Here is a 23,762-nt window from a genome sequence, read left to right as displayed (position 1 = left end):
TGACCCGCGGTCAGCGTCCGGTGAAGTCGGGCCGACGACGCTCCACGAACGCCGTCATCGCCTCGTCCAGGTCGTCGCTGAGCAGGAACGCCGAGTTCCACACCGCCGTGTAGCGCAGCCCGGCCTCCACGCGCGGAGCCCGCTCGGCGTCGAGGACGTCCTTGATGCCGCGCAGCACCAGCGGCGAGTTGGCCGCCATCCGCGCGGCGAGCGTGGCGGCGGCCTCCCGGGCCTCGTCCGGCGAGGGCAGCATGTGGTTGACCAGACCGATCGCGGCGGCCCGGTCGGCGTCGATGTCGTCGCCGGTCAGCGCCAGCTCGCGGAGGTGGCCGTCGCCGATGACGCCGACCAGGCGCTGGAGGCTGCCGAGGTCGGCGACGATCCCGACCTTGGCCTCGCGGACGCTGAAGGTGGCGTCGGCCGACGCGATCCGGACGTCACACGCGACGGCGAGGTCGACGCCGCCGCCGATGCACCAGCCGGTCACCGCGGCGACGGTCGGCTTGCGCAGGCTCGCGACGACGTCCAGCGTCCCCTGCCAGCGGCGGATCAGCGCGAGCAGCTCCTGGCGCGCGCCGGCATGGGTCGCCGCACGCAGCGGCGCGAAGGTCTGCGCGGCCGCGGCCAGGTCGAGGCCGAAGGAGAAGTGCGGTCCGGCGCCGGCGACGACGACCGCGCGGACGGCGTCGTCGGCGTCGAGCTCGGTGAAGGTCGCGGCGAGCTCGGCGAAGAAGGCGTCGTCCATGACCGCCTTGCCGCCCGGCCCGGCCAGGCCGACGGTGGCGACCGCGCCGTCGCGGGTGACGGTGAAGCGCGGCTCGCTCACGCGGTCACCTCCGTGACGATCTCCGACAGCCGGCGGACCTGCGCGACCCGGTCCTCGTCGGTGGCGGCGAGCGGGTTGAGCAGGAAGGTCCGGACGCCGGCGGCGTGGAACTCGGCCACCTGCCGGCGGATCGCGTCCTCGTCGCCGAGCAGGGTCACCGCCTCCACCAGGTCGTCCGGTACGGCGGCCGCGGCCTCCGCCTTCCGACCCGACAGGTAGAGGTCCTGGATCTCCTTGGCCTCCGCCTCGTAGCCGTAGCGGCAGGCCAGCTGGTTGTAGAAGTTCTTGTCGCGCGCGCCCATGCCGCCGACGTACAGCGCGAGCTGGTTGCGGATCGCCTGCAGCGCCTCCGGCGAGGGCTCGCCGAGGTGGAACGCGATCTGGAGCTGGATGTCGAGCTCGCCGAGCGCGGCGTCGCGCTTCGCGAAGCCCTCCTCCAGCGGCGCGCCCCAGGCGCGGTCGACCTTGCCGGGGTGGAAGAACAGCGGCTGCCAGCCGTCGGCCAGCTCGGCGACGAGGGCGACGTTCTTGGGGCCGAGTGCGGCGACCGAGATCGGGATCTCGGAGCGGACCGGGTGGTTGATGATCTTGAGCGGCTTGCCGAGGCCCGAGCCGCCCTTGTCCTTGGTGAGCGGGACGTCGTAGTACCGGCCCTCGAACTCGACCGGCTGGCGCTTCCACACCTGCCGGCAGATCTCGATCACCTCGCGGGTGCGGCCGAGCGGGGCGTCGTACTTGACGCCGTGGAAGCCCTCGATCACCTGCGGGCCGCTCGCGCCGAGGCCGAGGGTGAACCGGCCGTCGGAGACGAAGTCGAGGCCGGCGGCGGTCATCGCGGTCAGCGACGGGGTGCGCGTGTAGATCTGGAAGATCGCCGACATCAGCTCGAGCCGCTCGGTCTTCGCCGCGATGTAGCCGAGCTGGCTGACCGCGTCGAAGGAGTACGCCTCGGGCATGGCCACCAGGTCGAGGCCGTTGCGCTCGTACTCCTGCAGCAGCTCCACGGTCTCGGCGAAGCCGCCGGAGTAGTCGATGATCATGCCGAGTCGCATGGCGCCTCCTGGGCTGTCGCGGGCTGTCGTGTGGTCCTCGTGACCTGGGACGGGAGCGTAGCCGCCACTCGTGACCGACTAGATTGCGCACGTGTCCGGCATCGCTCAGCAGCTCCAGCGCCACGGAGCGGGCGACGTCACCGATGACGCCGCCTTCCTCGGCGCCTACTCCTCCGACGCCTCCCTCTACCGAGTCCCGCCCGCCGCCGTCGCCTTCCCGCGCTCGAGCGACGAGGTGCGCGCCCTGCTGCTCGGGGCGCGCGAGCTGGGGCTGACGGTGACCGCGCGCGGCGCCGGTACGTCGGTCGCGGGCAATGCGATCGGGCCGGGCGTCGTCGTCGACTTCAGCCGGCACCTCAACCAGATCGTCTCGGTGGACGCCGAGGCCGAGACGGCCGTCGTCCAGCCGGGCGTGGTGCAGGCGCAGCTGCAGAAGGCGGTCGCTCCGCACGGACTGAAGTTCGGGCCGGACCCGTCGACGAGCACCCGCTGCACCATCGGCGGCATGATCGGCAACGACGCCTGCGGCGCGCGCTCGCTGGCCTACGGCCGCACCGCCCACAACGTCCGCGGCGTCCGTGCGCTGCTGGCCGACGGCACCGAGCTCGTGACCGGCTACGACGCCTCGGGCGCGCCGGTCGCGACGGCCACCGGCTCCGACGTCCTCGACCGGGTGCGCGGCGTGATCGCCGGCGACCTGGCCACCGCGCGCACCGAGTTCGGCACCTTCGGCCGGCATGTCTCCGGCATCGCGCTCGACCAGCTGGTCCCCGAGCGCGGCTTCGACCTGACCCGTGCGCTGGTGGGCTCCGAGGGCACGCTCGCGGTGCTCACCGAGGCCACGGTGCGCCTGGTCCGCGCGCCGAAGGCGGCGCTGATGGTGGTGCTCGGCTTCCCCGACTTCCCGACCGCGGGCCACGCGACCACGGACGTGCTCGCCTTCGAGCCGTCGGCCTGCGAGGGCCTCGACCGGCGGATCGTCGACGTCATCCGCGAGCGCCGCGGGCCGGACGCCGTACCGGCACTGCCGGCGGGCGACGCCTGGATGTTCGTCGAGCTCTCCGGCGACGACCCCGACGACGTACGGCGGCGCGCGGAGCTGCTCGCCGCGGCCGGCCTGGGCGTCTCCGCGCTGGTCGTCGACGACCCGCGGACAGCCGACCGGCTCTGGAAGATCCGCGCCGACGGCGCCGGGCTGGCCGGGCGGGCGCCGTCCGGGAAGCCGGCGTGGGCGGGCTGGGAGGACTCGGCCGTTCCGCCGGAGCGGCTCGGCGAGTACCTCACCGCGTTCGAGGGCCTGCTCGCCACGCACGAGCTGACCGCGATGCCGTTCGGGCACTTCGGCGAGGGCTGCCTGCACGTGCGGATGGACTTCCCGTTCGCGCGCCCTGACGGCGCCGACCGGTTCCGGGCCTTCCTCGAGGAGGCCGCCGACCTGGTGACCTCGCTCGGCGGCTCGCTGTCCGGCGAGCACGGCGACGGCCGGGCGCGCAGCGACCTGCTGCCGCGGATGTACTCCCCCGCCGCGCTGTCGCTGATGGCGTCGGTGAAGCGGGCCTTCGACCCGACCGGACTGCTCAACCCGGGCGTCCTGGTCGAGCCGGCGTCGAGCACCGCCGACCTGCGCTACTCCTCGACCGCGCGGCTGACGAAGGGCCTCGCGTTCGCCTACGCCGACGACGGCGGCGACTTCGGCCAGGCCGTGCACCGCTGCACCGGCGTCGGCAAGTGCCGCGCCGACAACAGCGGCTCGGGCGGCGTGATGTGCCCGTCGTACCAGGCGACCAAGGAGGAGATCCACTCCACCCGCGGCCGCGCGCGACTGCTGCAGGAGATCGTCAACGGCGACAGCGCCGTGTCGTGGGACTCCCCCGCCGTGCACGACGCGCTCGACCTGTGCCTGGCGTGCAAGGGCTGCGCGTCGGACTGCCCGACGGGCACCGACATGGCGTCCTACAAGGCCGAGGTGCTGCACCAGACCTACCAGGGCAGACTGCGGCCGCGCTCGCACTACTCGGTCGGCTGGCTGCCGCGGTGGGCGAAGGTCGGCTCGGCGATGCCGCGGTTCGCGAACCGGTCGATGGACGTCGGGCCGCTGCGCAAGGTCGCGCTGAAGGCGGCGGGCGTCGACACCCGGCGGCGGATGCCGTCGTTCGCGCGGCGTACCTTCCGGCGTACCTTCGGGGGCTCTGCCGGCACGGGGACGCCGGTGGTGCTCTTCGTCGACTCGTTCACCAACCATTTCGCGCCGCAGGTCGCCGACGCGGCGGTGGAGGTGCTGCGGGCGGCGGGCTACGACCCGCGGATCACCCGGCAGCAGGAGTGCTGCGGCCTGCCGTGGATCAGCACCGGCCAGCTCGACGGCGCGGCGAAGCGGCTGCGCGGGATGGTCGACGCGCTGGCGGACGACGCGAAGGCGGGCGTGCCGATCGTGGGCATCGAGCCGTCGTGCACCGCCGTCCTGCGGCACGAGCTGCGCGAGCTGGTGCCGGGCGCCGATGCCGCGGCCGTCGCGGCCGCCACGCTGACCCTCGCCGAGGCGCTGGCGCTGCGGCCCGAGTGGACGCCGCCCGATCTGATCGGCGTCCGCGTCGTCGCCCAGCCGCACTGCCACCACCACGCGGTGATGGGCTGGTCGGCCGACCAGGCGCTGCTGGAGAAGGCGGGCGCGAGCGTCGAGCCGGTGGCCGGATGCTGCGGCATGGCGGGCAACTTCGGCGTCGAGCAGGGGCACTACGAGGTGTCCCTCGCGGTGGCCGAGCAGAACCTGCTGCCCGCGCTGCGCGCCTCGGCCGGCGAGGCCCGGCGCGTGGTGCTGGCCGACGGCTTCTCCTGCCGGACGCAGCTCGCCGAGCTCGCCGAGGACGAGACGCCGCTGCACCTCGCCCAGCTGCTCGCCCAGGGCGTCAGCGCGCGCTGAGCCACTCCTCGGTCGCCTGCAGCAGCGCGCTGCGGGCGGTCAGGTCCGCGGCGGCCGGCGCCGGCTCGGTGGGGCGGCTCTTGCGGTAGTAGCCCGACCCGGCGTCGGGGTCGGTCGCGATCTGCACCAGGTGGCGCGCCGAGTCGGCGGGCGTCATCAGGCTGCGCCGCTCGAGGGGCAGCGCCAGGTTGCGCAGCCGCCGCAGCACGGGCCGGGTCTCGAGGCCGCGGTTGGCGATATTGGTCGACACCGCGCCGGGATGGACGGCCAGCGCGCGGAGCCCGCGGTCGCCGTACTGCTGGGCGAGGTGGGCCGCGTGATGGACCAGCCCGAGCTTGGACGTGCCGTACGCCGCCCACGAGTCGTAGGGCGTCGGGCGCCCCAGGAGCGCGTCGGTGGTGCCGCGCTCGTGGAGCTGGGAGACGACGTGGAGGACTGTCGGCGAGGGCGCGTTGAGGAGCGCGGGGAGCAGCGCCGTGGTGAGGTCGACGGTGCCGAGGTAGTTGGTCCGCCAGTGCACCTCGTGGCCGTCGACGAGCTGCGGCTCCTTCCACCGCGACCCGAGGTCGAGGTGGATGCCGGCACTGTTGACGAGCAGGTCGAGGCGCTCCGAACGGGCGGCGTAGCGCTCGGCGAAGGCCGCGACCGACCTCCGGTCGGTGAGGTCGAGGGTCGCGCGGGTCGTCGTGACGACGTCCCAGCCCCGGGCCGTGAGCAGGTCCGCGACCGCACGCCCGATCGACGACGGCCCGGCGCCGGTGACGACCGCTCGTCGTACGGTCACCAGACGACGCCGCGGTCGACGACGAGGTTGGCGCCGGTGACGGACGCGGCCTGGTCGGAGGCGAGGTAGAGCAGGGCCTCGGCGACGTCGCTCGGCGGCATGAAGCCGGGGATGACGGACGTGCTGCGCGCGATCAGGTCCCAGTTGGCGTCGGCCGGCAGCCCCGCGGCCGCGGACTCGACCATCGGCGTCGCGATGCCGCCCGGCGACACGCAGTTGACCCGCACGCCCTTCAGCGCCAGCTCGACGCCGAGCGAACGCATGCCGAGCAGCAGCGCGGCCTTCGAGGAGTTGTACGGCGCGTTGTACGGCTGCGCCATCTGCGCCGAGATGGACGCCACCGTGACGACATTCCCCTGGCTCTCGACGAGCGCCTCGGCGAACGCCTGGGTGAGCATGATCGGGGCGAGCGCGTTGACGTCGAAGTGCTTGCGCAGCAGGTCGGCCGTGAGCGTGCTCATCTCGGCGAACTTCTGGATCCCGGCGACATTGCACAGCACGTCCAGCCCACCCAGCTCGGCGAGCGCATCCTTGACGAAGACGTCGCGCGCGCCGTCGTCCGCGAGGTCGCAGGTGACGACGCCGTCGGTCGCGACGACGTCCGTGGCCACCACCCGCGCCCCCTCCGCCCGGAACAGCTCGGCCACCACCTTGCCGAGACCACCGGCCGCACCGGTGACGACCACGCGGCGGTCGGTGAAGCGCTGGGCGCGGGGCTGCTCGGTCATGCGGTTCCTCCTGGGCTCGGTACGCCGCGCGGCGGGTGGCGGCGGCCGGGCCAGAATAGAACGTGTTCTAGATCGGGGGGAAGGACCTGGCCGGCGGGGACTGGCGGGGACTGGCGGGGCCGGCGGGCGCGGGTGGGCTGCGGGGGCCTGCTTGGCGCGGATCCGGTGAACCTGGTTGATGCGATCCGCGCCGATGATCGACCCGGCAGAAGTTTCCGCCGGGTCGGCGCATTTCGCTAGCCAGTTTCCGCCGGGTCGGCGCATTTCGCGGGCCAGTTTGTGCCGGGTCGGCGCATTTCGCGGGCCAGTTTGTGCCGGGTCGGCTAAGCGAGGCTCACCAGTCCTGCCACGGCACGATCGTGCGCAGCGGCGTGCTCAGCAGCACCTCCTCCGACGCCGCCGCCTCCGGCGACAGCCCCACCTCGCGGTCGCCCGCCAGCTCGGCGGTCCGCTTGAGGATCGCCGCGGAGACGTCCAGCGGCTCGTCCTCCAGGTAGACCAGCCGGATCCGCAGCGACTCCGCCGCGTCCGGCGTCTCGGTCGCCAGCGGCAGCGACGGGTGCGACTGGTGGTAGGCGAACGAGAACGTCCACGCCCCCGCGACCCCGTCGAGGTCGAGGAGGCCGGGGATGAGGGTCCGGTCCTGCCACGCGTAGTGCTCGTGGGTCGCGCCGGAGTGCGGCTCGGCGTGGCGGGAGAGGGTGAGGTGCAGGCCGCGGTTGGGGCGGTAGGGGAGGACGTCGGGCGAGACCAGGGCGGACGGCGCGGCGTACCCCTTGACCGGACGGAAGAACGACAGCAGCTTGCGCTGGACGCCGGGGATGAGCGGCCCGCGGCCCCACTGGAAGGAGTCGGAGCCGAGGTCCGACCATTCGCGCAGCGACTGCTCGATCGGGTCCTTGAACCAGTACATCGCGACATAGTCCGTCGCGGCGTGCTCCGCGGAGGCGACGCCGTCGCGGTAGTCGGCGGGGCGCGCCCAGCGGTCGCCCCAGAGGACGCCGGGGAGGGCGAGGTTCTCCGGGCGGTGGTCGAGCTGGTGCCACTCGTTGTAGGCGCGGTGCTCCGCGGGGCCGGCGCCCTCGAGGGTCACGAACGAGAAGAACACGAGCGGTGGGACGGTCAACGCTGCCTCCGGGGGATTCGGGCTAGGCTTCTTCTTACCAAGCAAGCACTTGGTCTATCAGAGTGCTGCGACCGAGGGAAGAGGCAACATGAAGATCGGGATCAACAGCCCCGTCGTGGTCCAGCTGCCGGGAGCGTTCTCCCCCTGGGAGGCCGACGCCGGCATCGCCGAGCTCGGCACCATCGCCGAGGCCGCCGACACCCTCGGCTTCGACTTCCTCACCTGCAGCGAGCACGTCATGGTCCCCACCGAGATCGCGAAGCAGCGCGGCGGCACCTACTGGGACCCGCTGGCCACCTTCGGCTACCTCGCCGCCCGAACGACGCGCATCCGCCTCGCCACGCAGGTCCTGGTCCTCGGCTACCACCACCCGCTCGCCATCGCGAAGCGCTACGGCACCCTCGACCTGGTCAGCGGCGGCCGACTCGTCCTCGGCCTCGGCGTGGGCTCGCTCGAGGAGGAGTTCGCGCTCCTCGGCGCGCAGTTCGAGGGCCGCGGCGCCATCGCCGACGACGCGCTCAAGGCGCTGCGGGCCGCGCTGTCCCAGTCCGAGCCCGAGTACGACGGCCCGCACTTCTCCTTCCGCGACGTGATGGTCGAGCCGCACGCCGTCCAGGACCAGGTCCCGCTCTGGATGGGCGGACGCACCCTGCGCTCGCTGCGCCGGGCGGTCGAGCTCGCCGACGGCTGGGTGCCGTTCGGGCTGTCGCCGGCCGAGCTGAAGGACATGATCGACCGCGCCGGCGTCCCCGACGGCTTCGAGGTCGTCCTCGCCCCCGCCACCGCCCTCGACCCAGCCGGTGCGCCCGACACCGCCCGCGAGCAGCTCGGCACCCTCGAACAGGTCGGCGCGACGTCGGCGTCGGTGCGGATCGCGGCCGACTCGCCCAGCCACTACGTCGAGCAGCTGCACGCGCTCGCGGAGATCAGCGCGGGAGCCTGATCCGCAGGAAGCGCGGCCGGTAGCGACGCGGGTCCTCGCGGACCTGCTGAAAGTCGGTGTTGTTCTCGCTGTAGCTGACCACGACCGTGCCCGGCACGGGCAGCAGGTCGGGATGGGCCAGCGGGAGGTAGCGCAGCGTGCCGGTGGCGGCGTCGGACGGGATGTGGGCGGCCGGCGGCAGGGCGACGTACGGGCCGGTGATCCGGGGCGCGCGCCACAGCGTGAGGTCGCTGCCGAGCACTTCGTCGCGCTTGCTCAGGGCGTACCAGCTACCGCCGCTGCGGAAGACACTCAGCGTCTGCGAGACGCCCCCGCGCGACGGGACCAGGACGGCGGCCGTGCGCTCGCGCCGCGACCACCGGGCGCCGTCCCAGAACCGCCAGTCGGCGCGGTGCGCCAGCGACGCCGGCCGCACCCGCGCGACGCGCAGCGAGAAGCCCTCGATCCGCGCGTCGCGGCGGCGGGCCGTGCCGAAGAGATAGACCCACCCGCCCCGGACGACGGCCGCCGCACCCCACATCGGCTGCTCCGGGTCGACGTGGTCGGGGCCGAGGTCGCGGACCGTCACCAGCTGCGGCACCCCGCCGCGCGGCACCCGGAAGAGCGCCATCGACGGCCCGAGGATCTCGAAGTCGAAGACCCCCTTGCCGCGCGCCCGGACCCGCTGGACGCCGACGCCGACCAGGTCGACGCCGTAGCGCTCGATCCGGGCGATGGACATCGGCCAGTAGCCGACGCCGTCCGGGCGGTCGGGGATCACCGCGCCGCCGTCGGCCGCCGGCAGCACCACCCGGCTGCAGCCGGGCGCGAAGACGAGCATCGAGTTCCGCACGAACTGCTGGCCCTGGTAGGTGGGCGCACGCAGGGTGTCGCCGAAGACGAACAGCCGCCGTCCGTCCTGCAGCTGCACGCTGGCGCCCACGTCGCCGCCGGCGAAGGCGCCGCCGCCGCGGACCCCGGTCACGAAGCGGTTGATCCCGGCGACGGTGTCGAGGCTGCCGGTGGCGAGGCAGTCGGTGGTGACGTCGCTCGCCGTCGAGGGGCCGGGCTCGGCGCCCGGGTGCGGCGCACCGGCCCGCGGACCGGCGTCGCAGCCCGCGAGCAGCACGAGCCCGACGACCGCGCCCGCCACTGATCTGGCGAGGCTTCTCCGCAACGGCATGATCGAACCCACTCCCCAGCCCCTTCTCGAGGAGGGACCCCTGTGTCTCGACATGCTCGCATCACCCTGACGCTCGGGCTCGGCCTGCTGCTCGTCGTACCGACGGCGACGGTGAGCAGCGCCACCCCCGCGCGCGCCGTACCGCTCGAGGCCGGGACGTACGCCGGCCGGCTGATCTCCGACGGCACCGCGCAGGAGAAGGCCACCATGAAGGTGACCCGCGACCGGAAGCTGGCCGCCTTCAAGGTCAACCTGACCGTCTACTGCTGGAACCTCGACCACATCGAGGTACGGGTGCACCCGCTGGCGTTCCCCCGGACCAGGACGCGAAGGGCAGGGTGAGCCGCACCTGGAAGCCGAACGCGAGCTCGACGATCACGCTCAAGGCGCAGTTCACGCGGACCGGCCGGGCCAAGGCGGGCGCACTCGACTACCGGGTCGGGAGCTGCTCACGCACCGCCGGCTGGACGGCGAAACGCCGCTGACGTCCGCCGGCGAGTGACGCTTCGGCTGGCCGCGCGGCAGGCCGGTGGTGCCGGACGGCGACCTCGAGCTCTTCCAGGAGATGACGGCGACCCGGCTCTGACCCGGTCGCTCAGCCGTGGACCGTGCGGTGCAGCTCGGCCATCCGCGCGTCGAGCTCGTGGGCGACCCGGGCCGCGGCGGACAGCTCGTCGATGAGCTCACCCGGCACCGCCTTGTCGTACTTGTAGTAGATCTTGTGCTCGACGCTCGCCCAGAAGTCCTGGGCGACGGTGCGGATCTGCAGCTCGACCGGCACGGTGCGCGCGGTGTCGGAGAGGAAGACCGGGATCTCGACGATCGCGTGCAGGCTCCGGTAGCCGTTGGGCTTGGGGTTGGCGATGTAGTCCTTGATCGTGCGGACCGTGACGTCCGGCTGCGTCGTCAGCATGTCGAGGACGTGGTAGGCGTCGGAGATGAAGCTGCAGACGATCCGGATGCCGGCGATGTCGGTGATCGCCGCGGCGATCGCCTCGGTCTCGAGCGGCACACCGTGCCGGAGCGCCTTCGCCTGGAGGCTGTCGAGGGACTTGAGCCGCGAGCTGACGTGCTCGATCGGGCTGCCGGTGCCGCGGAACGCGAGCTCCTCCCGCAGGATGTTGATCTTGGTCAGCATCTCGTCGAGGCCGAACTTGTAGTGCAGCAGGAACTGACCGATCTCCTGGTCGGTTCGGGCGTCGGCAGCAGTCACGCATCGAGTGTGCCCGGTGACCGGTGACCGCGCGAGGGCGGCCACCGGTCGACCGGGCACGAGGTGGTCGGCCGAGCGCTACTGCACCGCGTCGAGCGCGTCGACGACGCCCTCGCCGTAGTAGCTGTTGTCGGCGTCGGTGCCGACGCACGGCGCGCCCGCGGTGGCGACCACGCACGGGTGGTCGTCGGCCTGGGCGCGCAGCTTGGCGACCATCTGGGCCGGGGTCCAGTCCGGGTGGACCGACTTCATCAGCGCGAGGACGCCGGCGACGTGCGGCGACGCCATCGACGTACCGGACTTCAGGCCGTAGCCGTTGCCGGCGACGATGGTCGACAGGATCCGCGAGCCCGGGGCGGCGACGTCGATGACGCCGAGGCCGCGGTTGCTGAAGCTCGACAGCCGGTTCTCGAGGCTGGTGGTCGGGAACCGCTCCAGCGACGAGACGGTCACCACGCCCGGCAGCTCGGTCGGGATGTCCTGGCAGCCGTTGTTGAGCGTGCGCGGGACGGCGGTGCCGTCGTCGGGGCTGCCCTCGTCGGTCGTCTTGTTGGCCAGGTCGTACGCCGAGTTGCCGGCCGCCGCGGCGTGCACGACGCCCTGGTCGGTCGACCAGGCGACCGCACGACGGACGGCCTCCTTGGCGGCGTACTGGTCGGGCTGGTCCTCGCAGTAGAACTCGAACGGGTCGACGTAGTAGCTGTTGTTGGTCACGTCCATGCCGTGGCTGCCCGCCCAGATGAAGCCGCAGACGGCGTACTCGGGGTAGATGAACCCGTCGTCGTTGACGACCTTGACCGACGCCATCCGGACGTTGGGCGCGACGCCGACGATGCCGACGCCGTTGCGCGCGGCGCCGATGGTGCCGGCGACGTGGGTGCCGTGGTCGCTGGTGGTCGGGTACCAGCCGGTCGGGGAGGTGTCGGGGCGGCCGCCGTCGGTGCAGTTGACCGAGTCGGCGAGGTCGATGTTGGCGGCGAGGTCCGGGTGGTCGGGGTCGATGCCGCTGTCGAGGATGCCGACGACGACATTGCGGGAGCCGTCGGTGATCGCGTGCGCCTGGTCGGCCTTGATCATCTTCATGTCCCACTGCTCCGACTCGCGCGGGTCGGAGGCGGTGACGGTGCTCTCGGTGTCGTCACGCTGCGGGGACTGCCGGGACTTGCGGATCTGGCCCTTGCCGGGGCCCCACGGCGCCGGGACGCCGTCCGGGGTGCCCTCGGTGACGGGGACGGTGCGGGTCGCGCCGACGGACTCCACCGCATTGCCACCGAGACGACGGACGTCGTCGCGGAACGAGGCGCGGTCGCTGTGCGCGATCACGACGCCGATCTGGGGCCAGGACTGGACGACGACGCCACCGGACGCGCGAACGGCGCGCTCGAGGAGACGGGTCTGGCCGGGGTTGGCCTGCTTGGCGTTGACGACATACGCCGACACGACGCCGTCGGGGGTGCTGATCGGGACCGGTGTCGACGGTGGCCCGTCGGCGGCGGCTCCCGCGGGCGCCGCGGTGGCCCCCGAGGTGGTCGCGGCGAGTCCGGCGAGGGTGACGCCGGCGGCGACCGAGAGAGCGGCGGCGCGCAAGCGCCGGGTGGTGCGCAAGGACATGTGTGTTCCTTTCCGAGAGGAGCGCGGGTGTGCGCCCCGGCATCCTGGCATCGCGACGTGTCCTGCGTCACCCCACACGGGGGCTCCGCCCCCGTGGACCCCCGAAACCCCCCACACGGGGGCTCCGCCCCCGTGGACCCCCGAAACCCCCCACACGGGGGAGCTGACGTCATAGGTTTCCGTGGGTGAGAGCCCACGGGGCGAATGACGCTCTGTCGACACGATCCCCCTACCGTGGGGTCGTGTTCTGCTACGAGTTCGAAGGCCGCCGTCCGCAGGTCCACCCGGAGGCGTTCGTCGCCCCGACGGCCACGCTGATCGGCGACGTGCGCGTCGAGAAGGGCGCCAGCGTCTGGTACGGCGCCGTCCTGCGCGCCGACATCTGCACGATCATCGTGCGCGAGGGCTCGAACATCCAGGACAACTCCGTCGTCCACGGCGGCCCCGACGTCACCGTCGAGATCGGCCCCCACGCCACGGTCGCGCACTCCTGCGTCTTCCACGGCGACGCGATCGGCGAGAAGTCGCTGCTCGGCAACATGAGCACCGTCCTCGACGGCGCCAGGATCGGCGCCGGGACGCTGGTCGCCGCTGGCGCGCTGGTCACGCCCGGCACCGAGATCCCGGACGGCGTCCTGGCCGCGGGCGCGCCGGCGGAGACGAAGAAGCCGATCGAGGGCACCGGCGCGCAGTTCTGGGTCGAGACCAATGCGCCCTACTACGCCGAGCTGGCCAAGCGGCACCGCGAGGGCGTCGAGCCGGTCGGGGGCGACCTTTCCCGCTGAAGACCCGGCGCGACGAGCCGGGACGCGCCATCCTCTACCAGCAACCTGATCGTGAAGAGGAGTAGATGGTGACCCTGAGCGTGCTCATCGGCGGAGGACGTGAGGAGGAGCAGGTACGACGCCTGCTCGCCCCCTTCGTCGAGGCGACCGGCGGCGGCGAGGTCGCCTGCGTGGTCGTCGACGACGGCGAGGGCGTCGACCTCGAGCGCTGGCGCGGCGTGCTGGCCGACGCGGCCTCGGTGCACGACGTCGTCCTGAAGGAGGGGCGTCCGCTGACGGCCGAGGACGTGGCGGGCGCGGCGGGCGTCTTCGTGGCCGGCGGGCTCACCCCGCTCTACGCCGAGCTGGTCGCCCCGCAGCGCGCCGCGCTGGCCGGGCTCCCCTATGCCGGCTTCTCCGCGGGCGCCGCGATCGCCGCCGAGCGCGCCGTCGTCGGCGGCTGGCAGCTCGACGGCACGGCGATCTGCCCCGAGGACGCCGGCGAGGACCTCGACGAGCTGACCGTGGTCGACGGCCTCGGCCGGGTCGGGTTCGCGGTCGACGTCCACGCGTCCCAGTGGGGGACGACGTCGCGCGCGCTGCAGGCGGTCCGCGCCGGGCTGGTCGCCGAGGCGTACGCCGTCGACGAGCACACCGCGGTCGTCGTCCGCGACGGCGCGGTCGAGGTCGCCGGGGCGGGCGCCGCGCTGCGGTTCCGCCCGGCCGCCGACGGCGTGCTCGTCGGCTGACGTGCACCGACCTGCATCGCGCGTGAGTGACGCCCCGTTACAGTTCTGAGGTGTCTCGTGTTGCCCGCTCCGCGACCCTCGGTGATCGCTTCCGATCGCTCACCGAGGTCCTCCAGCAGCGGTTCCCGTCGATCAGCGCGACGATCCTCGCGATCTGGGCGGGCTTCTCCGCGATCACCGCGCTGATCCCGCCGCTGCGCCCGCTGCTGCGCCCGGCCGGGATGGCGATCAGCGAGAACACCATCCTGCTGCTCCCCAACCTGGCCTACGCGACCTTCCTGGCCCTGCTCGCCGCCGCGCTCAGCACCCGCAAGCGCGCCGGCTGGCGGGTGCTCATGGTGTTCTTGCTGGTCAACCTGGCCGACGCGACCGGCGAGTTCGCGTCGCGGCACCGCAGCACCTTCGCGGTCGTCTTCGCTATCGTCGCCCTGGCCCTCGCGGCGCTGGCCCGGCTCGGCTTCACGACCCGGGTGCGGTCGCGGTCGCTGCTCAAGGCCGGCATCGTGTTCGCGATGTGCCTGGCGGTCAGCGTCGGCATCGGCTTCGTGCTGGTCGAGCTCTTCCCCGGCACCCTGCCCGGCAGCGAGCGGCTGCTGTGGTCGATCAACCGCGCGACCGGTGGCTACATCGGGTTCCGCGCCTTCGCCGGAACCCCCGACGACTGGGTCGGCGACGTCCTCGGCTTCCTGGGCTCGCTGTCGCTGCTCAGCGCCTTCGCGGTGGTCTTCCAGTCGCAGGCGCTGCAGGCCTTCCTGCGCGAGCCGGAGGAGCGCGCGATCCGGGCGCTCCTCGACGAGTACGGCCGCGCCGACTCGCTCGGCTACTTCGCCACCCGCCGCGACAAGGCCGCGATCTTCTCCGACGACGGCCGCGCCGCCGTCCTCTACCGGGTCGAGATCGGCGTCTGCCTCGCCAGCGGCGACCCGATCGGCGACCCCGCCTCCTGGGGGTCGGCGATCGCGCGGTGGCAGCAGTACGCCGACGCGCACGGCTGGTCGCAGGCCGTCCTCGGCACCAGCGAGCGCGCCGCCCACGTCTACGAGCGGGCCGGCCTGAGCGCGCTGCAGCTGGGCGACGAGGCGATCATCGACGTCAACGTCTTCAACCAGACGCGCAGCCGGCTCGGCCCGATCCGGCGCGCCGTACGACGCATCGAGCGGCAGGGCATCACCGCCCGGGTCCGTCGCCACCACCAGGTCCCGCCGGAGGACATGGAGCAGGTCCGCGACCTCGCCGAGCGCTGGCGCGGCGACGAGCCGGAGCGCGGCTTCTCGATGGCGCTGGGCCGGCTCGGCGACCCGGCCGACGGCGACTGCCTGCTGGTCGAGGCGCTCGCGCCCGACGGCACGATCCTGGCGCTGCTGTCGTTCGTCCCGTGGGGGACGTCGGGCATCTCGCTCGACCTGATGCGCCGCAACCCCGACGCCCCCAACGGCGTCATCGAGTACCTGGTCAGCAACCTCGCCGAGCACGGCTCCGAGCACCGGGTCTCCCAGATCTCGCTCAACTTCGCGGTGCTGCGCTCGGCCTTCGAGGAGGGCGCGCGGATCGGCGCCGGCCCGATCCTGCGCGCCTGGCGCAAGGTCCTGCTGGTGCTCTCGAAGTACTGGCAGCTCGAGGCGCTCTACCGCTCGAACGTGAAGTTCGAGCCGACCTGGGTGCCGCGCTTCCTCTGCTACGACGACGCCCGGATGCTGGTGCGGATCGGCATCGCGTCCGGCATCGCCGAGGGCTTCGTCAACGTCCCCGAGTGGACCCACACCCGCCGCCGGCTCACCCCCGACGCGCTGCCCGAGGCGCGCGCCGACGAGATCGTCGCGGCGATGCGCGAGGAACACGAGCTGCGTGCCCGCGGCCATCGCCCGCCGGAGCAGGTCCGGGTCCGGATGGCGCGGCTCGCCGAGATGGCCGCGGCGGGCGTCGACGCCTACCCCGCCTCACACGGCCGACCGTCGTCCGTCGTGACCGCGCTCGACGCCGCCGACGGCACCGCGGTCACCGTGGCCGGCCGGGTGGTCGGGCTGCGCAACCACGGCGGCATCCTGTTCGCCGAGGTGCGCGACTGGACCGGCACCGTCCAGTGCGTCATCGAGAGCGGCACCGACGTCCAGCCGTCCCTGCAGACCTTCGACGCCCGCTGCGACCGCGGCGACCTGGTCGAGCTGGCCGGTGTCCTCGGCCACACCAAGACCGGCGAGCGCTCGGTCTTCGTCAGCTCGTGGCGGATGCTCGCCAAGTGCCTCCACCCGCTGCCCGGGCGGGTCAACGGCACGCTGGCCCCCGAGCTGCGGGTGCGGCAGCGGCACGTCGACCTGGCGCTCAACGACGAGGCGCGGGTGCTGCTGCGCCGGCGCGCGACCGTCATCCGCCAGCTGCGCGAGTGCCTGCACGACCAGGGCTACCTCGAGGTCGAGACGCCGATCCTTCACACCGTCCACGGTGGTGCGAACGCGCGGCCGTTCGCGACGTACAGCAATGCCTACGACCTGCCGCTCTCGTTGCGGATCGCGCCCGAGCTCTACCTCAAGCGGCTCTGCGTCGGCGGCGTCGACAAGGTCTACGAGCTGGGCCGGGTCTTCCGCAACGAGGGCGCCGACCGCACCCACAACCCCGAGTTCACCGCGCTCGAGGCCTACGACGCGTTCGGCGACTACACCACGATGCGGCACCTGTGCCGCGAGCTCATCATCGCCGCCGCGATCGCGGCCCACGGCGAGCCCGTGCTGGTGGGCAACGCCGACGGCGGGTCGTCCGAGCGCTACGACATCGGCGGCGAGTGGCCGGTCGTCACCGTCCACGAGGCGGTCTCGGCCGCGGTCGGCGTCGAGGTCACCTGGGAGACCCCGCTCGAGCAGTGGCAGGAGATCGCCTGCCGCCACGGCATCGCCGTCGCCGAGGACCGGACCGCCGACCAGCTCGTGCTCGAGCTCTACGAGACCCTGGTCGAGCCGAACACGATGCACCCGACCTTCTTCGCCGACTTCCCGACGTCCGTCTGCCCGCTGACCCGCTCCCGCGACGACATCCCGCAGCTGGCGGAGCGGTGGGACCTGGTCGCCTTCGGCATGGAGATCGCGACGGCGTACAGCGAGCTGAACGACCCGGTCGAGCAGCGCCGCCGGCTCGAGCAGCAGTCGCTGCTGGCGGCCGGCGGCGACCCCGAGGCGATGGTCGTCGACGAGCAGTTCCTGCAGGCGATGGAGTTCGGCATGCCCCCGACCGGCGGCATCGGCATCGGCGTCGACCGGCTGCTCATGCTGCTCTCGGGGCAGTCGATCCGCACCACGCTGGCGTTCCCCCTCGTGCGCCCCGGGACGGCGACGGACGGGTCATGAAGCGTCTCCACCGGCTGCTGCAGCACCGGCTGGCGATGATCCTGCTCCTCGCCGGCGGGATCATCTACGGCTCCTGGGTGCTCGAGCTGATCCTGCCGATCGACCTCGACCCGGTCACCAGCTTCATCAGCGAGCTGTCCGCCGTCGGCCAGCCCTTCCGCCGCGTCTTCCGGACCCTCGACGTGATCGGTGGGCTGCTGCTCCTCGGTGGCGGCGCGGCGGCGTGGTGGCAGAGCCGCCGGTGGCCGTCGGTCTGGGGGCCGCTCGTCGTCCTCGGCGCGTGCATCGTCCTCGAGGCCCTGCTGCCGCTGGAGGCGTCGTTCACCGACGACCTGCCGGCCGCCGGCACCAGCTCGTGGTGGGCGCGGGTGACCGAGCCGCACGGCGTCATCAGCTTCATCGAGACCAACGCCTTCCTCGTGCTGCTGGTGACCTGCTCGATCGCGCTACGCCGGGTCGAGGCCCCGGTCGTCCGCCGCCGGATCCTCGCCACCATCGGCCTGCTCGCCGCCCTCAGCGGCGTCGTCGACGCGGTGATGACCGCCGCGCTGCTGGTCAACGGCGACACCGGCGCGCTGGGCCTGGTCCAGCGTCTCGGCGTCTCGCTGACCGCGACCTGGCTGGCGCTCGCCCCCGCCTGGCTGCTGTGGGTGACCCTGCACCGGCGCCGGCAGGCGTCGGCGCGCCGCCCGGGCAACGGCCACGGCTCGTCGACTGTGGGCCGGCCACAAAGCAGCACCTGACAGCTGTGGCCGCACGGCAACGACAGGCGCGTGCGGCTCGGTGACGATGGCCACATGAGCCCCCAGCACCGCACCGCCCAGCACCGCACCGCCCAGCACCGCACCGCCCCGCAGCGCGTCGCCGTCCTCGGCGCCGGCCTGGTCGGACTGTCCACCGCCTGGTACCTCCAGGAGCACGGCGCCGACGTCACCGTCTTCGACCGCGACGACGTCGCGGCCGGATCGAGCTGGGGCAACGCCGGCTGGCTGACGCCGAGCATCGCCGTCCCGCTGCCCGAGCCGTCGGTCCTCAAGTACGGCGTCGGCGCGATGCTCCGGCCCTCCTCGCCGGTCTACATCCCCCCGACCGCCGACCCGCGGCTGATCCGGTTCCTGCTGCAGTTCGCGCGCAACTGCACGCCGTCGCGGTGGCAGAAGGCGATGCAGGCGCTGATCCCGCTCAACAACGGTGCGCTCGCGGCCTTCGCCGAGATGGAGGAGGGCGGCGTCGCCGCCCGCACCCAGGAGGCCGCGCCGTTCACCGCCGCCTTCCGCTCGGTGGCCGACAGCCGGGCGCTGCTCGAGGAGTTCGAGCACATCGAGGCGTGCGGCCAGCACGTCGACTTCGAGGTCGTCGACGGCGACACCGCCCGCGCGGCCGAGCCGGCGCTGTCGGGCGAGATCGCGACCGCCGTACGGATCAAGGGCGAGCGCTTCCTCAACCCCTCCGCCTACGTCCACGCGGTCGCGGACTCCGTCGTCGCCCGCGGCGGCGTGATCCGGCCCGAGGCCGACATCACCGACGTCGTACCGGTGGGCGGCGGCGTCGAGATCGCCGGCGAGCGCTACGACGCCGTGGTCATCGCCACCGGCGCCCGGCTCAACGCGCTAGCCAAGCGCTTCGGCGTACGGCGGCTGGTGCAGGCCGGACGCGGCTACTCGTTCACGATCAAGGTCGACCAGCTGCCGCGCGGCCCCGTCTACTTCCCGACCCAGCGGGTCGCATGCACGCCGGTCGGCGACCGGCTGCGGATCGCGGGGATGATGGAGTTCCGCGACGTCGCCGCCCCGCTCGACCCGCGCCGGATCCAGGCCCTGGTCGACGAGGCGCAGCACCTCCTCGTCGGCGCCCACCTCGACCAGCGCGAGGACGAGTGGGTCGGCGCCCGCCCCTGCACCGTCGACGGCCTGCCACTGATCGGCGCCACCCGCGACCCGTCGGTCTATGTCGCCGGCGGTCACGGGATGTGGGGGATCACGCTCGGCCCGCGCACGGGCAAGCTGCTCGCGGAGCAGATCATGACCGGCGTCCGGCCGGACGCGCTGCGCGCCGTCGACCCGCTGCGCTAAGCCCCGGCGGGCCGACCCGGCAGAAGCTAGCGCCGGACTCGCGCCGACCCGGCAGAAGTGAGCGCCGGAGTCGCGCCGACCCGGCAGAAGTTGGCGCCGGACTCGCGCCGACCCGGCAGAAGTTGGCGCCGGAGTCGCGTCGACCCGGCAGAAGTTGGCGCCGGACTCGGGCCGACCCGCAGAAGTTGGCGCCGGGTCGGCGTCTTTTGCGAGCCAGTTTGTGCCGGGTCGGCGTCTTTCGCGAGCCAGTTTGTGCCGGGTCGCGCATCAACCCCGCAGGAGCGCGATCTCCAGGCGCACCGCCAGCCGCACCGCCGGATCCTGGAGGTCCAGCGCACACACCTCACCCAGCCGCGCCAGCCGATAGCGCACCGTGTTGGGATGCACGCCGAGCGCCCGCGCGGCCCGCTGCGGCTCGCCCCAGGCGTCGATGACCGCCTCGACGGTGTCGATCAGCGCGCCGGAGTGTTCCCGGTCGTGGGCCGCCAGGACGGCGACGGGCGAGAGCAGCGGGCGCGTGCGCAGCCCGGCCACAGCCCGGGCCAGGACCATCGCGGGCCAGGAGTCCTCGACCGACCGCACCGAGCCGGCGTCCCCGGCGCCGTCGAGGAGGGTCAGCTCGTCGGCCAACGCGCGCGAGTGGGCCAGCTCGCCGGCGACGGCGACCGCGGGGCCGGCGACGAGGGCGGTGGCGGCGAGGCCGCGGGCGCCGCCGCGGACCAGGCCGTCGAGCCACGCCCAGCCACCGGGCGCCGTACCGTCGGCCTGGACGATCGCGTAGACGGCGCCGTCGAGCTCGCCGACGAGCGGGACTGCCCAGCCGTGCCGGCGCGACAGGGCCAGCCACATCTCGCACCGCGCCTCGGCGGCGAGGTCCGGGCTCGGGCCGAAGAGGACGACGACCCGCCACGGGCCGGCGTCGAGCCAAGCCGCGGCGCCGGCGGTCTCGCCGCGCAGCGCGCCGCGGAGCTGGTCGCGGCGGACCTGGCGGTGCAGCTCGCCCTGCGCGCGGATCCGCAGCAGGCACAGCGCGATCGCCTCGACGGCCGCGTCGAGCTCCTCGTCGCGGCCCTCGGGTACGGCGGGCAGCGGCTCGGCCACCACCGCCCACACCGAGCCGAGCCACTCCCCCGCGGCCCGCACCGGCAGCACGTAGCGGGGCTTGGCCGCGCGGCCGCCGGCGGGCACGAAGTACGGCTCGTCGGAGCGGGCGAGGTGACGGAAGACGCCGAGCGAGCGGAAGTGCTGGCGGACCTCGGCCGGCACCTGGCGGCCGATGATCGTCGACATCCGCAGGTCGTCGGCCGACTCCTGGCCGGTCGAGTAGGCGAGCACCCGCGAGCCGGCGTCCTCGATGGTGACCGGGCCACCGATCATCGCGCTCACTCGGTCGGCGAGGTCGAAGAGGTCGGCGTAGACGAGGTCGAGGGACGCCGGGCCGCCGCCCGACGCCGCGCTGTCGAGGACGACGCGCAGCCCGTCGATCACCTGCGACCACGCGGTCGCGTCGGCCACCGACACCAGGGTCAGTCGCGCGCCGCGGCAGGCCTCACGGACCGCGTCGTCCTGCGCCCAGCGCTGCCGCAGCACCAGCCCGGACGCGCCGGCGTCGGCGGTGAGGTCGTCGACGAGCGCCAGGACGTCGTCGACCGCGCGGACGCCGACCGCCACCGCGAGGTCGGCCGGCGCCAGCTCCGCCGGGGAGCCCGCCTCCACCAGCTGGATCGACGCGACCGGCCGCGCGGCGCCCGCCTCGACCACCGTGACCGGCGGCAGGCCGAGCCCGTCGACGAGGTCGACCGCCGTGACGGTCATCGGTCCAGCCAGGCCCGAACGCGGTCGCGGTGCTCGTCCTCCTGGTGCGCGATGGCCTGCAGTGCGGCGCTCATCTCGAGGACGCGACCGAGGTCCGCCGTCCGGGAGGCGCGGAGCAGCTGCTTGGCCATCCGGACCGCGTGGGACGGGTTCTTCGCGACCCGCGCGGCCAGCTCGAGCGCCCGGTCGAGCAGCTCGTCGGGAGCGCAGACCTGCGACACCATGCCCCAGTCGAGCGCCTTGGCGGCGTCGACCCGGTCGCCGGTGAGCGCCATCTCGGCCGCCTTCGCCGGCCCGATCGCCTGCGTCAGGAACCAGGCGCCGCCGTCACCGGGGATGATGCCGAGCTGTACGAAGGACTCCGCGAACCACGCCCGCTCCGAGGCGATCCGCAGGTCGCACATCATCGCCAGGTCGCAGCCGGCGCCGACCGCGGGGCCGTTGACCGCCGCGATGAAGGGCACCTCGCTGTGGTGGATCGCCAGCGGGATCTGCTGGATGCCGTGGCGATAGCTGTTGCGCTGCTCGAACGGCGTGCCGCCGAACATGCCCTTGCCCTCGGCCATGTCGCGGACGTTGCCGCCGCTGGAGAACGCCTTGCCCGCACCGGTCAGGACCACCGCGCGGACGGTGGTGTCCTCGTCGATGCGCCGGACGTTGTCGACGAGGGCGGCGATCATCTCCGGGCTCGAGATCGCGTTGCGCGTCTCGGGGTCGTCGATCGTCCAGACCTCGACGTTGGCGACGCTGTCGGGGCGCTCGACGCGCAGGCCGTTGGTCATGCTTCCTCCGTGGGGTGGGGGCGTTCGCCGGTGGGTCGGCTCAGCGGAAGGCGGCGTGGCCGGTCATGGCCTGGCCGACGACGAGGGTGTGCATCTCGACGGTGCCCTCGTAGGTCAGCACCGACTCGAGGTTGTTCATGTGCCGGATCACCGGATACTCCAGCGAGATCCCGTTGGCGCCGAGGATCGTGCGCGCCGTCCGGCAGATCTCCAGCGCCTCACGGACGTTGTTGAGCTTGCCCAGCGAGACCTGCTCGGGGCGCAGGGTGCCGGCGTCCTTGCGACGACCGAGGTGCAGCGCGAGCAGCACGCCCTTGGTGTACTCCAGGTTCATGTCGACGAGCTTCTGCTGGGTCAGCTGGTACGACGAGATCGGCTTGCCGAACTGGATCCGCTGGTTGGCGTAGTCGAGCGCCGCCTGCAGCGACGAGCGCGCCGCGCCCATCGCGCCCCAGACGATGCCGTAGCGCGCCTCGTTGAGGCACGACAGCGGACCCTTCAGCCCGCGCACCTCCGGGAACGCTGCCGACGCGGGCAGCCGGACGCCGTCGAGCACGATCTCACCGGTCACCGACGCACGCAGCGACTGCTTGTGCTTGATCTCCGGCGCGCTGAACCCGGGCGTCGACGTCGGGACCACGAAGCCGCGGATCCCCTCGTCGGTCTGCGCCCACACCACCGCGACATCGGCGACCGAGGAGCTGGTGATCCACATCTTGCGGCCGTCGAGGACCCAGTCGGAGCCCTCTCCAGCGACCCGACGAGCGCGGGTGCGCATGCTGCCCGGGTCGGAGCCGCTGTCGGGCTCGGTCAGGCCGAAGCAGCCGATCGCCTCGCCCGCGGCCATCCGCGGCAGCCACTCGGTCTTCTGCTCCTCCGAGCCCCACCGCCAGATCGCGAACATCGCCAGCGACCCCTGCACCGACACCAGCGAGCGGATCCCGGAGTCACTGGCCTCGAGCTCGAGGCAGGCCAGGCCGTAGTCGGTGGCCGACATCCCGGCGCAGCCGTAGCCCTCGAGGTGCATCCCGAGCAGACCCAGCGAGCCGAGCTCCTTGGCCAGGCCGCGGACGTCGGGAAGGGCGCCCTGCTCGAACCACTCCGCGACGTAGGGGTCGACCCGCTCGGCGCACAGCTGGCGGACCGAGGCGCGGACCGCCTTCTCGTCGTCCGACAGCAGGTCGTCGATGCCTGCCGGGTCGAGGGGGACGAAGGGCGGCAGGGAGGACGAGGAGGACGTTGCGGACATGACGAGAGGCTATCGGCCGCTCACCGCGGCCGGGCGACGGTGACCACCTCGCCCGGCAGTCCCCATTCGTCGCCGCCGAGCCGGGCCAGCGGGGCGAGCCGGTCGAACGCGGGCCGGCCGTCGACCATCGCGGCCGGGTCGACGGTCACCGCGACCACCTCGCCGAACACCAGCGTCGAGTCGCCGACCGGCAGCGTGTCGTGGAGCCGGCACTCCAGCGAGGCCGGGGACGCGGCCACGCGGGGCGTCCGGACCACCGCGCTCGGGGCCATCACGATGCCGAGCTCGCGGGCCTCGTCGACCGTCGCGTCGTACGTCGCGCTGGACCCGTTGACGTCGTCGAGCAGCGGCTCGCTGGCCAGGCTGATCGTGAACTCGCGGGTGGCGAGGATGTTGTGGAGCGTGTCCTTGGCGCCGACCGAGGTGAACTGCACGATCGGCGGCTTGGCGCTCGCGACCGTGAAGAAGGAGTGCGGCGCGAGGTTGCCGACGCCGTCGGCCGACACGCTCGACACCCAGGCGATGGGGCGCGGCACGACCAGGGCGGTCAGCAGCCGGTAGCCGTTGACGCCCGGGTCGCCCGGACGGAGGACGAGATGGTCGAGACCCATGCCTCGATCATCCCGCGCCA

At 73.3% G+C, this 23,762-nt stretch carries 21 protein-coding genes; 9 read left to right on the top strand and 12 right to left on the bottom strand.

Going from position 1 to position 23,762, the window contains the following annotated elements:
- Positions 1 to 10 precede the first annotated feature (10 nt).
- Both AB4880_RS11385 and AB4880_RS11380 read right to left on the bottom strand, forming a co-directional pair.
- Entirely contained in the window at positions 11 to 826 is an 816-nt protein-coding gene (locus tag AB4880_RS11385) for a crotonase/enoyl-CoA hydratase family protein (RefSeq protein WP_367919354.1), read from the bottom strand.
- Complete coding sequence (locus AB4880_RS11380; protein ID WP_367919353.1) at positions 823 to 1,878, bottom strand: LLM class F420-dependent oxidoreductase; 1,056 nt, start codon at positions 1,876 to 1,878, stop codon at positions 823 to 825. The genes AB4880_RS11385 and AB4880_RS11380 overlap by 4 nt, the downstream gene beginning before the upstream one ends.
- A 91-nt stretch (positions 1,879 to 1,969) precedes the next feature.
- Between AB4880_RS11380 and AB4880_RS11375 the strand changes: the two genes are divergently transcribed.
- Complete coding sequence (locus AB4880_RS11375) at positions 1,970 to 4,798, top strand: FAD-binding and (Fe-S)-binding domain-containing protein (RefSeq protein ID WP_367919352.1); 2,829 nt, start codon at positions 1,970 to 1,972, stop codon at positions 4,796 to 4,798.
- Here AB4880_RS11375 and AB4880_RS11370 read toward each other — a convergent pair.
- The 3 genes from AB4880_RS11370 to AB4880_RS11360 form a co-directional block, all read right to left on the bottom strand.
- Positions 4,785 to 5,582, bottom strand: a complete 798-nt coding sequence (locus tag AB4880_RS11370; protein ID WP_367919351.1) for an SDR family NAD(P)-dependent oxidoreductase — start codon at positions 5,580 to 5,582, stop codon at positions 4,785 to 4,787. The genes AB4880_RS11375 and AB4880_RS11370 overlap by 14 nt on opposite strands.
- Complete coding sequence (locus tag AB4880_RS11365; protein ID WP_367919350.1) at positions 5,579 to 6,310, bottom strand: SDR family NAD(P)-dependent oxidoreductase; 732 nt, start codon at positions 6,308 to 6,310, stop codon at positions 5,579 to 5,581. Before AB4880_RS11365 ends, AB4880_RS11370 begins: the two co-directional genes overlap by 4 nt.
- A 334-nt stretch (positions 6,311 to 6,644) precedes the next feature.
- Complete coding sequence (locus AB4880_RS11360; protein WP_367919349.1) at positions 6,645 to 7,436, bottom strand: hypothetical protein; 792 nt, start codon at positions 7,434 to 7,436, stop codon at positions 6,645 to 6,647.
- Between the two features lie 88 nt (positions 7,437 to 7,524).
- On the opposite strand from AB4880_RS11360, the gene AB4880_RS11355 reads away from it, so the two are divergent.
- Positions 7,525 to 8,379 (top strand): LLM class F420-dependent oxidoreductase, encoded by an 855-nt coding sequence (locus AB4880_RS11355; protein ID WP_367919348.1) that lies wholly within the window; start codon positions 7,525 to 7,527, stop codon positions 8,377 to 8,379.
- On the opposite strand, the gene AB4880_RS11350 is transcribed toward AB4880_RS11355, so the two are convergent.
- Positions 8,363 to 9,541 (bottom strand): DUF5005 domain-containing protein, encoded by a 1,179-nt coding sequence (locus AB4880_RS11350; protein WP_367919347.1) that lies wholly within the window; start codon positions 9,539 to 9,541, stop codon positions 8,363 to 8,365. The two genes, AB4880_RS11355 and AB4880_RS11350, sit on opposite strands and share 17 nt — an antisense overlap.
- 42 nt (positions 9,542 to 9,583) lie before the next feature.
- Between AB4880_RS11350 and AB4880_RS11345 the strand changes: the two genes are divergently transcribed.
- Positions 9,584 to 9,883 carry a hypothetical protein gene (locus tag AB4880_RS11345; protein ID WP_367919346.1) on the top strand — a complete coding sequence of 100 codons (300 nt, stop codon included), beginning with the start codon at positions 9,584 to 9,586 and terminating at the stop codon, positions 9,881 to 9,883.
- Entirely contained in the window at positions 9,880 to 10,026 is a 147-nt protein-coding gene (locus AB4880_RS11340) for a hypothetical protein (protein WP_367919345.1), read from the top strand. Before AB4880_RS11345 ends, AB4880_RS11340 begins: the two co-directional genes overlap by 4 nt.
- 110 nt (positions 10,027 to 10,136) lie before the next feature.
- On the opposite strand, the gene AB4880_RS11335 is transcribed toward AB4880_RS11340, so the two are convergent.
- Together AB4880_RS11335 and AB4880_RS11330 are read right to left on the bottom strand one after the other, a co-directional pair.
- Positions 10,137 to 10,754 carry a GTP pyrophosphokinase gene (locus tag AB4880_RS11335; protein ID WP_367919344.1) on the bottom strand — a complete coding sequence of 206 codons (618 nt, stop codon included), beginning with the start codon at positions 10,752 to 10,754 and terminating at the stop codon, positions 10,137 to 10,139.
- Between the two features lie 78 nt (positions 10,755 to 10,832).
- Entirely contained in the window at positions 10,833 to 12,365 is a 1,533-nt protein-coding gene (locus AB4880_RS11330) for a S8 family peptidase (RefSeq protein ID WP_367919343.1), read from the bottom strand.
- A gap of 242 nt (positions 12,366 to 12,607) precedes the next feature.
- On the opposite strand from AB4880_RS11330, the gene AB4880_RS11325 reads away from it, so the two are divergent.
- The 5 genes from AB4880_RS11325 to AB4880_RS11305 all read left to right on the top strand — a co-directional run bounded on the left by AB4880_RS11325 (position 12,608) and on the right by AB4880_RS11305 (position 19,285).
- A complete protein-coding gene (locus AB4880_RS11325) occupies positions 12,608 to 13,150 on the top strand; it encodes a gamma carbonic anhydrase family protein (protein WP_367919342.1) in 543 nt (180 codons plus the stop codon).
- Positions 13,151 to 13,215: 65 nt separating this feature from the next.
- On the top strand, positions 13,216 to 13,878 hold the full coding sequence (locus AB4880_RS11320) for a type 1 glutamine amidotransferase family protein (RefSeq protein ID WP_367919341.1): 663 nt from the start codon (positions 13,216 to 13,218) through the stop codon (positions 13,876 to 13,878).
- A gap of 50 nt (positions 13,879 to 13,928) precedes the next feature.
- Positions 13,929 to 17,213: a bifunctional lysylphosphatidylglycerol synthetase/lysine--tRNA ligase LysX gene (gene lysX / locus AB4880_RS11315; protein ID WP_367919340.1), complete on the top strand. Its 3,285-nt coding sequence runs from the start codon at positions 13,929 to 13,931 to the stop codon at positions 17,211 to 17,213.
- Complete coding sequence (locus AB4880_RS11310; RefSeq protein WP_367919339.1) at positions 17,210 to 17,956, top strand: DUF998 domain-containing protein; 747 nt, start codon at positions 17,210 to 17,212, stop codon at positions 17,954 to 17,956. The genes lysX and AB4880_RS11310 overlap by 4 nt, the downstream gene beginning before the upstream one ends.
- Positions 17,957 to 18,010: 54 nt before the next feature.
- Positions 18,011 to 19,285 (top strand): NAD(P)/FAD-dependent oxidoreductase, encoded by a 1,275-nt coding sequence (locus tag AB4880_RS11305; protein ID WP_367919338.1) that lies wholly within the window; start codon positions 18,011 to 18,013, stop codon positions 19,283 to 19,285.
- A 267-nt stretch (positions 19,286 to 19,552) separates the two neighbouring features.
- On the opposite strand, the gene AB4880_RS11300 is transcribed toward AB4880_RS11305, so the two are convergent.
- The 4 genes from AB4880_RS11300 to AB4880_RS11285 are packed head-to-tail and all read right to left on the bottom strand — an operon-like array spanning position 19,553 to position 23,742.
- A complete protein-coding gene (locus tag AB4880_RS11300; RefSeq protein WP_367919337.1) occupies positions 19,553 to 21,100 on the bottom strand; it encodes a PucR family transcriptional regulator in 1,548 nt (515 codons plus the stop codon).
- On the bottom strand, positions 21,097 to 21,882 hold the full coding sequence (locus AB4880_RS11295; protein WP_367919336.1) for a crotonase/enoyl-CoA hydratase family protein: 786 nt from the start codon (positions 21,880 to 21,882) through the stop codon (positions 21,097 to 21,099). The genes AB4880_RS11300 and AB4880_RS11295 overlap by 4 nt, the downstream gene beginning before the upstream one ends.
- Positions 21,883 to 21,922: 40 nt before the next feature.
- Positions 21,923 to 23,131: an acyl-CoA dehydrogenase family protein gene (locus tag AB4880_RS11290; RefSeq protein WP_367919335.1), complete on the bottom strand. Its 1,209-nt coding sequence runs from the start codon at positions 23,129 to 23,131 to the stop codon at positions 21,923 to 21,925.
- Between the two features lie 20 nt (positions 23,132 to 23,151).
- On the bottom strand, positions 23,152 to 23,742 hold the full coding sequence (locus AB4880_RS11285) for a flavin reductase family protein (RefSeq protein WP_367919334.1): 591 nt from the start codon (positions 23,740 to 23,742) through the stop codon (positions 23,152 to 23,154).
- Positions 23,743 to 23,762 lie beyond the last annotated feature (20 nt).

This window comes from Nocardioides ginsengisoli, from assembly GCF_039537225.1.
GTDB classification, from domain to species: domain Bacteria; phylum Actinomycetota; class Actinomycetes; order Propionibacteriales; family Nocardioidaceae; genus Nocardioides; species Nocardioides ginsengisoli.
This window is presented reverse-complemented; position numbering and strand designations above follow the sequence as displayed.

Excerpts from the sequence above, each read along its gene's own strand:
- AB4880_RS11380 (WP_367919353.1), bottom strand. The coding sequence starts at position 1,878 with ATGCGACTCGGCATGATCATCGACTACTCCGGCGGCTTCGCCGAGACC.
- AB4880_RS11365 (WP_367919350.1), bottom strand. The coding sequence starts at position 6,310 with ATGACCGAGCAGCCCCGCGCCCAGCGCTTCACCGACCGCCGCGTGGTC.
- AB4880_RS11355 (WP_367919348.1), top strand. The coding sequence starts at position 7,525 with ATGAAGATCGGGATCAACAGCCCCGTCGTGGTCCAGCTGCCGGGAGCG.
- AB4880_RS11350 (WP_367919347.1), bottom strand. The coding sequence starts at position 9,541 with ATGCCGTTGCGGAGAAGCCTCGCCAGATCAGTGGCGGGCGCGGTCGTC.
- AB4880_RS11330 (WP_367919343.1), bottom strand. The coding sequence starts at position 12,365 with ATGTCCTTGCGCACCACCCGGCGCTTGCGCGCCGCCGCTCTCTCGGTC.
- AB4880_RS11320 (WP_367919341.1), top strand. The coding sequence starts at position 13,216 with ATGGTGACCCTGAGCGTGCTCATCGGCGGAGGACGTGAGGAGGAGCAG.
- AB4880_RS11310 (WP_367919339.1), top strand. The coding sequence starts at position 17,210 with ATGAAGCGTCTCCACCGGCTGCTGCAGCACCGGCTGGCGATGATCCTG.
- AB4880_RS11305 (WP_367919338.1), top strand. The coding sequence starts at position 18,011 with ATGAGCCCCCAGCACCGCACCGCCCAGCACCGCACCGCCCAGCACCGC.
- AB4880_RS11300 (WP_367919337.1), bottom strand. The coding sequence starts at position 21,100 with ATGACCGTCACGGCGGTCGACCTCGTCGACGGGCTCGGCCTGCCGCCG.
- AB4880_RS11295 (WP_367919336.1), bottom strand. The coding sequence starts at position 21,882 with ATGACCAACGGCCTGCGCGTCGAGCGCCCCGACAGCGTCGCCAACGTC.
- AB4880_RS11290 (WP_367919335.1), bottom strand. The coding sequence starts at position 23,131 with ATGTCCGCAACGTCCTCCTCGTCCTCCCTGCCGCCCTTCGTCCCCCTC.
- AB4880_RS11285 (WP_367919334.1), bottom strand. The coding sequence starts at position 23,742 with ATGGGTCTCGACCATCTCGTCCTCCGTCCGGGCGACCCGGGCGTCAAC.